Source organism: Aeromonas sp. 600724 (assembly GCF_049175135.1).
Taxonomy (GTDB): Bacteria; Pseudomonadota; Gammaproteobacteria; order Enterobacterales; family Aeromonadaceae; genus Aeromonas; species Aeromonas veronii_A.
This window is the reverse complement of record NZ_JAAKUM010000004.1, coordinates 251,099-261,882: the sequence shown is the minus strand read 5'-3', so window position 1 is coordinate 261,882 and position 10,784 is coordinate 251,099. Positions and strand designations below refer to the sequence as shown.

The window sequence follows — 10,784 nt, the reverse complement described above, 5'->3', positions numbered from 1 at the left end:
GAAGCGAGCCCTGAGATGAGTCATCCCTGACCCCTTGAGGGTCCTAAAGGGCCGTTGGAGACCACAACGTTGATAGGTGGGGTGTGTAAGCGCAGTGATGTGTTGAGCTAACCCATACTAATTACCCGTGAGGCTTAACCATACAACACCCAAGAAGTGTTCTAAGGCTTGTAGCAAACGAGCGAACTACTAATTCAGTGATAACGACAAGCCAAGCGCAACCTCGTTACTCACGTCAGCTTTCTAGATTAAGAATTTGCCTGGCGGCCATAGCGCCGTGGAACCACCTGATCCCATGCCGAACTCAGAAGTGAAACGCGGTAGCGCCGATGGTAGTGTGGCATTCGCCATGCGAGAGTAGGACACTGCCAGGCACCCAATTAAACGGTGATGTGAAGAATGACGTCACTGGCTGCGAGGATGACACCTCACTGACGCGGCAAACAATTTAGCGAAAGCTAACCGAATGCGGAGCGGTAGTTCAGTCGGTTAGAATACCGGCCTGTCACGCCGGGGGTCGCGGGTTCGAGTCCCGTCCGCTCCGCCACTAATTTGAAGGCCTTCCCAGATGGGAAGGCCTTTTTGTTATGGGCGTTTTTATCAAGTGACCCACAGGTTTGCATACCAGAACAAATACCAAAGCTCGGCTTCATGACCGGTCTTACGACTGGGCTTTGATGTTTTTTTAGCCTGCTGGTGAGCTGCCGATATCCCGCCACGATGGCAATACCTTCCCCTATTGGTGTTCTTGCTCCTGTTTCCACCTCTGTATCGCAACACATCCCATCTTGGCCATATTGTTCCGCTGCGAGCTGATAGAGCTTGAGGATTAAACCAGGCCATCTTGCAACGGTACGTCATCGCTTCCACTTGTTTGTATAATCCCCTTTTTTACTTATGGATTTATTCCATTAAAGCAGTCTCTTATCAAGAATGAGCTGTTTTTCAGCAGGAATGCCATGCAATACAAATGATAATGATTATTGTTTGAATGATCGGGTCGGGGTCGTTACAATGCGGGCTGATTAATAAAGTGCTTTTCAAATGAGCCTTTTCTAATGCTGCGTCTGGCCGGATGCCAGGGCGTTGTAATGAGTGAAGTAAGGGAATACGTCACCTTCCTACTAAAAATGTTCAGGCTAAAACATGACAACAGTGAAACCGAACAAGCTTGCCTTGTTGATCTGCTCCCTTCTTGCGACCCAGGCCTATGCTGCCGAACAAGAGGTGATGGTCGTCACCGCTTCCGGCTTCCAGCAGAAGATTGAAGATTCTGCCGCCTCCATCTCCGTGATTACCCGTGAGCAGCTGGAGAAACGGGCATATCGCGATGTGACCGATGCCCTGAAGGATGTTCCCGGTGTTGTGGTGACTGGCGGTGGCAGCAGCAGTGATATCAGCATTCGCGGTATGGGGTCGAAATACACTCTGATGCTTGTTGATGGCAAGAAGGTGGATAGCCGTGGCACTCGCCCGAACAGCGATGGTCCGGGTATCGAACAGGGCTGGCTGCCGCCACTGCAGGCGATTGAGCGCATTGAGGTCGTCCGTGGCCCCATGTCATCCCGTTATGGTTCCGATGCCATGGGGGGCGTGATTAACGTGATTACCCGCAAGACCACCGGTCTGGCCTGGCAGGGCTCGGTTCATGCTGATTCTACCTTCCAGGAGAACAAGGATGCTGGCAACAGCTTCCAGACCGATGCCTATACCGCAGGTTCACTGATCGATGGCGTGTTGGGGCTGCGTTTCAATGGTCAGCTCGCCCATCGTGGTGAAGACAAATTTATCCAGGGTTTTGCCGAGCAGGAGACTCGCAGTGGCACGGCGGTGCTCAGCTTCAAGCCTGATGACCATAACCGCTTCGATCTGGAAGCCAGTCGCAGTCTGCAGGATCGGGATCGCACGGCCGGCAATTCGCTGGCTGCCAAGGCGAAAGATAGCCTTAACCGATACGAGCGCACCAACTATGCGCTGACCCATGATGGTCAGTATGATTTCGGCTCCTCCAGCAGCTATCTGCAGCAGGAAACCAACACCAACCCCGGCCGCAAGATGGAGCTCACCAACACCATCGCCGATACCCATACCCAGTTTATTCTGGGGGATCACTACTTGAGCGTCGGTGGTCAGTATCGCTATGAGGATCTGCACGATCAGGGTAATACCCTGAAAGTGGCCAACCCTGCCGAGCAGCTGACCCGCTGGAGCTGGGCGATGTTTGTCGAAGATGAGTGGTCACTCACTGACAGCTTTGCCCTGACCGGTGGCGCACGCATGGATCGGGATCAGAACTACGGTTCTCACTGGAGCCCTCGCCTCTACGGAGTTTGGCATCTGGATGACAGTTGGACCTTGAAAGGAGGCGTCTCGACCGGTTACCGCTCTCCTGACTTGCGGATGTCAGCGGCCAACTGGGGTCAGGTCACCGGTGGTGGCAGCCTGGATGGTATGCTTGTCGGTAACCCGGACCTCAAACCCGAGACTAGCGTGAGTGAAGAGATCGGTCTGCTGTGGAACGGTCATCAGGGTTTCAACGCCGGGGTTACCCTGTTCAACACCGACTTCAAGAACAAGATCTCCGAAGTGCGTCGCTGCACCAGCAAGAGCGATCCCGCCTGTACCCTCAATGGGTACAGTTATGACTTCATCAGTGATCGGGTCAACGTCGACAAGGCGAACATGCGCGGGGTCGAGGGGATGATGGATTGGGCTATCAACGAGGATTGGTCGGTCAGCTCCAGCTACACCTTTACCCAGTCCGAGCAGAAGAGTGGTCCACTGGCGGGTCATGCCCTCAACCAGATGCCCCGTCACATGTTCAACGGCAGTGTTGACTGGCAAACCACCGAGGATCTCAGCCTCTGGTCACGGGTCAACTTCCGTGGCGAGACCTCCGAGTACCTGAGCCGGGTCAAGATGGCGGAAGGGACTCCTTCCTACACCTTCTTTGACATGGGCCTGGTCTACAAGGCCAACAAGCATCTGGATCTGACTGCCGGGGTCTACAACCTGTTCGACAAGACAGTGGATTACAGCAGCTATGGCACTGTGCTGGATGGTCGCCGCTACAACCTGGGCGTGACTTACAACTTCTGATAGGGAACCTGTCATGCGGCCGCCATCTTCCGATGGCGGCCGTTTTTATTGCGTGTTCGTCAGGGGACTATGCCTGATAGGCGGCGGCTTGCCAGGTATTGCGACCCAGTCCCTTGGCCTGATACATGAGGGCGTCAGCCTGCCGCAATAGCTGGTCAGCATCTGCTTCTCTGTTTGCTGCTACCCAGACTGCACCTGTGCTGATGGATAGTGTCACTGCACTATTGTTGGTGTACAGGGTTTGTTGATTGCACTCCTGACAGAGGCGTTTGGCCCACTGCTCTGTCTCTGCCAGCGTGGCCAACGGCAGCAGCAGGCAAAACTCCTCGCCGCCGATGCGAGCCAGCAGAGCCTCTTCGGGTAACAGGTTCGTCACAGTCGTGGCCAGCTTTTCCAGCAACAGATCCCCGATGCCATGACCAAAGCGGTCATTGGTCTCCTTGAAGTGATCCACATCGAACAGCAGTAGAGCACAGGGCTCCCCGCTTGCCAGTCGTTGCTCCATGGCAGGCATGAATGCCCGTCGGTTGAGCAGGCCGGTCAGGGGGTCGGTACTGGCCTGCTTCTCCAGTCTGGCGTTGGCGCGGCTCAACTCGGTGGTACGGCTGGCAACAGCGCGGCGCAGTTGCACTATGTAGGCCACCATGATTAACACTCCGGCCAACAGCAGCCAGGGGCCGAGATGGATGGGGTAGACGGTTTCGACATGCATCCATTTGCGGATGATCCGCTCCCGATCGCTCTCTTTGAGCTTGGCGAACCCCTCTTCCAACCGGTTTAACAGGGCAAGGTCGCCCTTTTTCACTGCAAAGCGGATCTGGTCGGTATAGAGGTGGCGAACCGGAATAAAGCGGGTGGGATCGTCCGAGGTATAGATGTAGAAGTTGGCGACCTGCAGATCGGCGATAAAGGCCTTCACTTCACCCTTGAAGGCCGCAGCCAGCAGGGTGTCATTGTCATTGAAGGTTTGCAGTCTGGTGCCGGGGAAGTAGCGTCTGGCGTAATACTCCTCGTAGCCACCGGCTACCACACCGACCGTTTCATGGAGCAGGTAGTAGTGGACATCGGTGCCGCGCAATTCGCTCGAGAAGAAGAGTTGGGAGTCGAGCTGGGCGAGAGGCCGGCCATAGTCGAACAGTTTGTCCCGCTCCGGTGACCAGAGCAGTCCGGCGTGAACATCCGCTTTCCCCTCATGGAGCAGGTCGAGGGAGCCCTGCCAGTCGACCAGCCTGAACTCGATCTTCTGGCCGGTCACCCGGGCATATTCACGCCACAAATCGATCAGCAGGCCATCCGGCTGGCCCGACTCATTGATATAGGAGAAGGGCTGCCAGGCTTTGGAGTTGGTAATGATGATCGGCTCTTCCGGGGCTTTGGCCCAGGCAGGCAGGGCAAGGGCGAGCAGCAGGAGCCCCCATCCGATACTGACTATGACTCCTGTCCTGGAAGAGGCCATCCTTGCTCCAATCCGTTGCCGTATACCGTCCCGTGGTCACCGATTATCACCACCTTTCTGATCGAAGAACAAGCGCTCAAATGATGAAGTTTGCATGATGTAAACGGCGCCATGACAAGGTCGGCGGATAGAGTGACTACTTACAGCGGCAGGCTGATCCGCGCCTCCAGCCCACCTTGTGGCCGATTGAGCAGGGTCAGTTCGCCGCCGTGCTGATGGACCAGGGTGCGGGCAATGGAGAGCCCGAGCCCTACGCTGCCGGACTCGGTGTTGCGCGCTTCGTCTAGCCGTACGAAGGGTTTGAACACATCTTCCAGCCGCGCAGGATCGATCCCTGGCCCGTTGTCGCAGACCCGGATCAACAGCTCCTCCTTGCGTCGCTCCAGCGACACTTCGGCGCTGCCGGCATATTTGATGGCGTTGCCGATCAGGTTCTGCAGCACCCGGCGCAGGGTGTTGGCCCGGCAGGCGTAGACCTCTTTGCCCTCCGCCAGACAGGTGACCGGCTGGCCGGTATCGGCATAGTCATCGCACAGGCTGACCAGCAGGCTGACCAGATCCAGCTCGCGGGTGGCCTCCTGCTGCCCCTCCTCGCGAGCAAAGCTGAGGGTCGCGGCCAGCATCTGCTCCATCTGTTGCAGGGTCTGCTGGATGCGCTCCTTGTCCTCGCTATCGGCCAGAAATTCGGTACGCAGCCGCAGGCTGGTGATGGGGGTGCGCAGATCGTGGGAGATGGCCGCCAGCATCTGGGTTCTGTCCTGCACGAAGCGGTCGAGCCGGGTGTGCATCCGGTTGAAGGCCTGAATCGATTCGCGGATCTCGGTCGGCCCCTCCTCTTTCAAGGGCTCGATATCCTCGCCCCGTCCGAGCCGCTCTGCGTTGCCTGCCAGCTGCTTGAGCGGGCGAGTGGCACGGCGAAACAGCAGCACCATCAGCCCGATCACCAGACTGGCGACCAGCATAAGATTGAGGGTGGTTTGCCACGACCAGCTGCCCGCCTCCTTGTCGACCAGTGAGCTGAACTGCAGCCAACCTCCCTGCGGCAGTTCGATGGAGCCATAGAGCCGCATGTCGCGTGATGGGGGCGGTGGCCCCTTGCGATCCCGCATCATGCGGGCGTGATGCTCCCAGGCTTTGCTGCGCTGGGCATCCTCTTTCAGCTCGGCGCTGATCTCTATGGTGAGACCCTGCGGGTAGCCGAGCCGAGAGCGCACCAGCTGCTCGAAGCGGGGGCTGCGATTATCCGGTTGCAGTGGCTCGTCTGAGAGGCGCAGCAGCAGGGTTTCGCTGCGGCTCGCCTTGAGGATCTCGTCATAGAGAGATGGGGGTGATAGAGAGAGCAGCCTGACCACAGAGATGATCCGCTGCATGGCGTTGCGGCTGTTGACGAAGCCAAGCGCCTCCTCCCGATCCGAGCGGTAGATCTGGATGCTGAGCAGCTGGATCAGGATCAGCCCTGCCAGCGCCACCAGAATGATCTGGCCTGTCAGCCCCTTGGGCCATATTTTTGCCCACAGTCGTTTCAAAAAGGTCACCGCTTATGCCTGCGTCACGTCGGCGGAGAACATATAGCCGCCACCCCAGATGGTCTTGATCAGCTCCGGATTCTTGGGATCCCGCTCCAGCTTGCGGCGCAGTCGACTCACCAGAGTATCGATGGCGCGATCGAAGGCCACCGCCTCGCGGCCACGGGCCAGATCCAGCAGTTGATCCCGGCTCAGCACCCGTTGCGGGCGTTCGAGAAACACCTTGAGCAGATCGAATTCGGCGGTGGAGAGGCTGAGGCCCACCCCATCCTCATCGACCAGCTCCCGGCGATTGACGTCGAGTAGCCAGCGATCGAAGCGCAGATCCCGGGTCAGGGTCTCGGCGGCAGGCTGGGTCTCGGCCTGGGTGCGGCGCATCACCGCCTTGATGCGCGCCAGCAGTTCGCGCGGGTTGAAGGGCTTGGCCAGATAGTCATCGGCCCCCATCTCCAATCCGATGATGCGGTCGGTCTCTTCCCCCATGGCAGTGAGCATGATGATGGGCAGGTTCGATTTGACCCGCAGCTCGCGGCAGAGGGTCAGACCATCTTCACCCGGCATCATCAGATCCAGCACCAGCAGGTCGAACTCCCGCTCCTCCAGCAGTCGCTTCATCTCCTTGCCATCCCGGGCGCAGCTGACCCGCAGGCCGTGCTGTTCCAGAAAGCGTTTCAAGAGATCGCGGATCTCGCTGTGGTCGTCGACCACCAGAATGTGGGTGTTGCCCTGGTTCATGAATACCTCCCCTGCTTGGCGTTGGCCCGAGTATACGAAAATCCGGATGGCGGTTTGTGTCAAAGTGTGCCAGATCCGCACGATGCCACACTCTGCTACAAAAAAGGGCGATGCTGGCAAAGTTCAGACACCGATAGGGTGTTTACTTGAGGGCAAGGCAAGAGCGCCGAACCAGAATCATCCCTACAGGAGATAGACCATGAAAAAGCTGACCAAAACCCTGCTGACCGCCACCCTGATCCTTGGCCTGCCGCTGGGTGCCTATGCTGCCAGTGAAGCGGCCCCCACCGGCCAGCCCGGCGCCATGGTGGATTGCCCGATGGACGGTGGTGGCATGATGGGTGGTAAACACCACGGTGGTCGCCACGACAAGATGGCTCGTATGCAGAACATGACCCCGGAGCAGATCCAGGCCAACTTGCAGCAACGTTATGATCGCATCGAGGATCCTGCCAAGAAGGCGGAGTTCATCAAGAAGCTCAACGAGCGTGCCGCCGGTATGACCAAGCACGCCGAAGCGATGAAGCAGTTCGCCGAAGCGAACCAGTAACAGCGCCAGCTGTTATCAACCCAAGGGTGGCCGAGGCCACCCTTTTTGCGTTTACTGCGTTGAGCAGCAGATTGGTTGAACGCTGGTGATTGCCAATAAAAGAGGGGAGCCTGATGCTCCCCCCTCTTGCTATCTGTGCCGATGCGGGTGTTCAGCCCACTCCACCGGACGATCGAACTTAGCCTTGAGCCTTGTCGGTCAGGTCTACTTTCTTGACGGTTTCGCCTTCGAACTTGATGACCACGTTTTTCTTGGCGGCGTCGGTATCTTTCAGCAGGGTCTTGGTGGTTTCTGCCAGCAGCGGAGAGGCCTTCTTCAGGGCATCCAGATCATAGGTCCACACTTCCAGACCGGATTCGGTCTTGGTGGTGGCAGGAGCGCCCAGCTTATCTTTGACTGCCTGCTTGTTGGAGCCGCCTTCCTTGATATCCAGTGCCTTTTTGATGGCTTCGTTGGATGCGCTGTCCATGGCACCGGATACGGCAGTGCTGGCCGCATCCTTGACGCTGCTGGTGACGCTGTCGGTCAGCGAGTCCATCAGGCCGGCATTGGCAAACAGGGGCAGGGTGGTGAGGGCAACCAGCAAACTCTTTTTCATTTTCTACAGCTTCCATGGGTTCAATGAGGCGGCTATGAAATCAGCAAAGATATTGGGCGTCAAGTGAGGCATGCAATTAACATTTCTGTTAACTGGATCTCATTTCTCACCAGTTGCAAATAGTTTTGGTATCTCCCGCACCAGCCAGCTTTTGGCCTTGCCCATGGTGTCTCGCCGCCAGGCCAGCACCACCTGCAATTGATGGCGATATTCGGGGCTGATCACCTTGAGTCGTCCGGCCCGGATGTCCTCCTCAATCCAGCTCTGTGGCATGGTACCGACGCCGATCCCTGCCAGCAGGGCATCCCGTTTCTCCGTCATGGTGCTGACAGTGAGACGCGGCTGCTTGTCGAGCAGGCGGTAGGTGAGCACCGGCTTGCGCAGGGCGGTATCGGCGACGGCGATGGCGCGGTAGCGGCGCAGGGTCTCGTCGGCCAAGGGTTCGGGCTCCTGATGTAGCGGGTGAGCGGGATGTGCGACGTAGAGCATCACCTCGTCCTTGATCACCTGATGCTTGATGCCGGTCATCATGATGTCGGGGTTGATGGAGGAGATAAGCAGGTCGGCGCGACCATCTTCCAGACACTCCCAGCTACCCGCCAGCACCTCGGCCCGCAGCCGCAGTCGGGTATCGGTCTGCTCGGCCAGCTTCTCCACCAAGGGGTAGAGGGCCTGCACCGGGACCAGTGCATCGACGGCGACTGTGATGTCGGTCTCCCAGCCACGGGCCAGCGCCCGGGTCTCTCCCACCAGATGCTCGGCTGCCTCCAGCAGCACCCGGCCGCGCTCCAGCAGCATGCGCCCCGCCGGGGTGAACTTGGTGCGGTGGCCGCTGCGGTCAAACAGCATGGCATCCAGTTCGTCTTCCAGCTTCTGCACCGTATAGCTCAATGCCGAGGGCACCTTGCCCAGCTCGTCGGCCGCCGCCGCAAAGCTGCCGCGGCGGTCGATGGCATCCAGCACCCGGATTGCCTCCAGGGTCAGCGCCCGCTCCTTGTTCGATTCCTTGGCCATTCCTCACCTTCAATTTTTTTGAATATGTTTGCCAGTTTATCTCGCTAACAAGTTAGGTCATGTCACTTTAATATTCAATCAACGCTTAGGCAGGAACGTCGAGCGGCCAAATATGCGGGTAGTTCCGCACTGTGACACACCAAATCGGTCTGTCTGATGTCGGTGAAAGAACAACACACTATTTGAATAACCTCTTGCATGGATGCATTGATTCTGGCCGAAAAGGCCTTGGCAATGACATATAAAACAAGAGAGTGAATGAACATGAAAAACGTAATCAAGATGCTGGCCGTTGCAGGCCTGATGACCACAGGTTTCGCCCAAGCTTCCGTACCGGCTGACTTCAATGCCATGCCCGGCGTGCTGTTTGTGAACTGGAACGCCACTGCCGCAATGGATGGCAAAGCCAATCCGATGCTGGAAGTGCGTGACGAGTCTGGCGATCTGCTGGCATCAGTCCACGCCAACCTGACTGGCACCCAGCAGGTACGGATCCCAAGCCGTACCCAGGGCAACCTGACCGTCAGCCTGGCTGACCAGAGCAGCGAATACCGTATTCCGTTCGGTATCGGTAGCGGCAAACAGCGTTAATCAACCGTCCCGGTAGATGAGGAGCAGACCATGATGCAATTGAGAGCCGCAGAAGCGCGGGGCAAGGCCAACTTTGGCTGGCTGGACGCGCGCCACAGTTTCTCCTTCGGTCACTACTATGACCCGGAGTGGATGGGACACTCGGTACTGCGGGTGATCAATCAGGATCTGGTTGCGCCGGGTGGCGGATTCGCCACCCACCCTCACGCCAATATGGAGATCCTCACCTGCGTGCTGCAAGGCACCATAGAGCACAAGGACAGCCTCGGCCATGCCGAGCAGATCCCGGCAGGGGATTTCCAGCTGATGAGTGCAGGTAGCGGGATCCGCCACAGCGAGTACAACCCCTCGCAGACGGAACCCCTCTCCCTGTTGCAGATCTGGATCGAGCCGAACGAGTTCGGCACGCCACCCGGGTATCAGCAGAAGAAGATCGAGTCCAGACCGGGCATGACGCTGGTAGCGTCACCGGATGGCGAGGCGGGATCGCTGCGGATCCGCCAACAGGCCCGCGTATGGCGGCTGGAACTGGCCCCGGGCGAGACGCTCGAATGGGCACTGGCTGGCCGACACGGTTACCTGCAGATGATTTCAGGTACGCTTGCCGCCAACGGTCTGGCTGCCCGACCCGGCGACGGGGTACTCAGTCGTGATGAATACCGGTGGGAGCTGGTTGCGACCAGTGCCAGCCAAGCCCTGTTATTTGACCTACCCTGAAGCAGTCAGCGGTGATGTGACACAAACGAGGAATATGAAATGGACAAGATGAAAGATGTAGCGCTGCTGGCGGGTCGTGTACTGCTGGCGCTGATGTTCGTAATGGCGGGCTGGAGCAAGATCGGCGGCTATGCCGGTACTCAGGGCTATATGGAAGCGATGGGTGTGCCGGGCTTTATGTTGCCGCTGGTGATCCTGCTTGAGCTGGGTGGTGGCCTTGCCGTCGTGCTCGGTCTCTTTACCCGCAGCCTCTCCGTGCTGCTGGCCGGTTTCACCCTGATGGCTGCCTTTATTTTCCACTACCAGCCTGCCGAACAGATGCAGATGCTGATGTTTATGAAGAACGTCTCCGTCGCCGGTGGTTTCCTGGCGCTGGCGGCGGCCGGAGCAGGGGCTTTCAGTGTGGATGCCCGTCTCGGCAAAAACTGGTAATGCCCTGAAGAGTCAAGTTTTCCAATGCCTTTTGGCCGGTGCCCTGCACCGGCTTTTTTCTGTCTG

Annotated in this window: 10 protein-coding genes, 1 tRNA gene and 2 rRNA genes; 8 read left to right on the top strand and 5 right to left on the bottom strand. The window is 58.0% G+C overall.

Going from position 1 to position 10,784, the window contains the following annotated elements:
- The 4 genes from G5168_RS05960 to G5168_RS05945 all read left to right on the top strand — a co-directional run.
- A 23S ribosomal RNA gene (locus G5168_RS05960) occupies positions 1-142 on the top strand; the annotation flags it as partial.
- A gap of 117 nt (positions 143-259) precedes the next feature.
- A 5S ribosomal RNA gene (rrf, locus tag G5168_RS05955) occupies positions 260-374 on the top strand.
- Between the two features lie 96 nt (positions 375-470).
- Positions 471-547 (top strand) — tRNA-Asp (locus G5168_RS05950).
- A gap of 599 nt (positions 548-1,146) precedes the next feature.
- A complete protein-coding gene (locus G5168_RS05945; RefSeq protein WP_421251975.1) occupies positions 1,147-3,099 on the top strand; it encodes a ligand-gated channel protein in 1,953 nt (650 codons plus the stop codon).
- A 67-nt stretch (positions 3,100-3,166) separates the two neighbouring features.
- Here the strand turns inward: G5168_RS05945 and G5168_RS05940 are convergent, their stop codons facing one another.
- The 3 genes from G5168_RS05940 to G5168_RS05930 form a co-directional block, all read right to left on the bottom strand.
- Positions 3,167-4,555, bottom strand: coding sequence for a diguanylate cyclase domain-containing protein (locus G5168_RS05940; RefSeq protein WP_421251974.1), 1,389 nt, complete (start codon positions 4,553-4,555; stop codon positions 3,167-3,169).
- A gap of 140 nt (positions 4,556-4,695) precedes the next feature.
- The gene (locus G5168_RS05935) at positions 4,696-6,060 is read right to left on the bottom strand and encodes an ATP-binding protein (RefSeq protein WP_421251981.1); all 1,365 of its coding nucleotides are present in this window, start codon (positions 6,058-6,060) and stop codon (positions 4,696-4,698) included.
- A 33-nt stretch (positions 6,061-6,093) separates the two neighbouring features.
- Positions 6,094-6,816, bottom strand: a complete 723-nt coding sequence (locus G5168_RS05930; RefSeq protein ID WP_005342708.1) for a response regulator — start codon at positions 6,814-6,816, stop codon at positions 6,094-6,096.
- A 199-nt stretch (positions 6,817-7,015) separates the two neighbouring features.
- On the opposite strand from G5168_RS05930, the gene G5168_RS05925 reads away from it, so the two are divergent.
- Positions 7,016-7,366: a hypothetical protein gene (locus tag G5168_RS05925; protein WP_005355311.1), complete on the top strand. Its 351-nt coding sequence runs from the start codon at positions 7,016-7,018 to the stop codon at positions 7,364-7,366.
- Positions 7,367-7,544: 178 nt separating this feature from the next.
- Here G5168_RS05925 and G5168_RS05920 read toward each other — a convergent pair whose 3' ends face one another.
- Positions 7,545-7,964, bottom strand: a complete 420-nt coding sequence (locus tag G5168_RS05920; RefSeq protein WP_421251973.1) for a hypothetical protein — start codon at positions 7,962-7,964, stop codon at positions 7,545-7,547.
- 99 nt (positions 7,965-8,063) lie between these two features.
- Positions 8,064-8,978, bottom strand: coding sequence for a LysR family transcriptional regulator (locus G5168_RS05915; protein ID WP_213390526.1), 915 nt, complete (start codon positions 8,976-8,978; stop codon positions 8,064-8,066).
- A gap of 258 nt (positions 8,979-9,236) precedes the next feature.
- On the opposite strand from G5168_RS05915, the gene G5168_RS05910 reads away from it, so the two are divergent.
- Genes G5168_RS05910 through G5168_RS05900 form a run of 3 tightly spaced genes read left to right on the top strand, consistent with a single transcriptional unit; the run spans position 9,237 to position 10,718 of the window.
- Entirely contained in the window at positions 9,237-9,569 is a 333-nt protein-coding gene (locus G5168_RS05910) for a hypothetical protein (protein WP_013723379.1), read from the top strand.
- Between the two features lie 30 nt (positions 9,570-9,599).
- On the top strand, positions 9,600-10,286 hold the full coding sequence (locus tag G5168_RS05905; protein ID WP_216952676.1) for a pirin family protein: 687 nt from the start codon (positions 9,600-9,602) through the stop codon (positions 10,284-10,286).
- Positions 10,287-10,325: 39 nt separating this feature from the next.
- On the top strand, positions 10,326-10,718 hold the full coding sequence (locus G5168_RS05900) for a DoxX family protein (RefSeq protein ID WP_005336513.1): 393 nt from the start codon (positions 10,326-10,328) through the stop codon (positions 10,716-10,718).
- The last annotated feature ends 66 nt before the right edge of the window (positions 10,719-10,784 follow it).

Coding starts and splice junctions, on each gene's coding strand:
- G5168_RS05915 (WP_213390526.1), bottom strand. CDS start 8,978: ATGGCCAAGGAATCGAACAAGGAGCGGGCGCTGACCCTGGAGGCAATC.
- G5168_RS05945 (WP_421251975.1), top strand. CDS start 1,147: ATGACAACAGTGAAACCGAACAAGCTTGCCTTGTTGATCTGCTCCCTT.
- G5168_RS05930 (WP_005342708.1), bottom strand. CDS start 6,816: ATGAACCAGGGCAACACCCACATTCTGGTGGTCGACGACCACAGCGAG.
- G5168_RS05925 (WP_005355311.1), top strand. CDS start 7,016: ATGAAAAAGCTGACCAAAACCCTGCTGACCGCCACCCTGATCCTTGGC.
- G5168_RS05920 (WP_421251973.1), bottom strand. CDS start 7,964: ATGAAAAAGAGTTTGCTGGTTGCCCTCACCACCCTGCCCCTGTTTGCC.
- G5168_RS05900 (WP_005336513.1), top strand. CDS start 10,326: ATGGACAAGATGAAAGATGTAGCGCTGCTGGCGGGTCGTGTACTGCTG.
- G5168_RS05905 (WP_216952676.1), top strand. CDS start 9,600: ATGATGCAATTGAGAGCCGCAGAAGCGCGGGGCAAGGCCAACTTTGGC.
- G5168_RS05940 (WP_421251974.1), bottom strand. CDS start 4,555: ATGGCCTCTTCCAGGACAGGAGTCATAGTCAGTATCGGATGGGGGCTC.
- G5168_RS05910 (WP_013723379.1), top strand. CDS start 9,237: ATGAACATGAAAAACGTAATCAAGATGCTGGCCGTTGCAGGCCTGATG.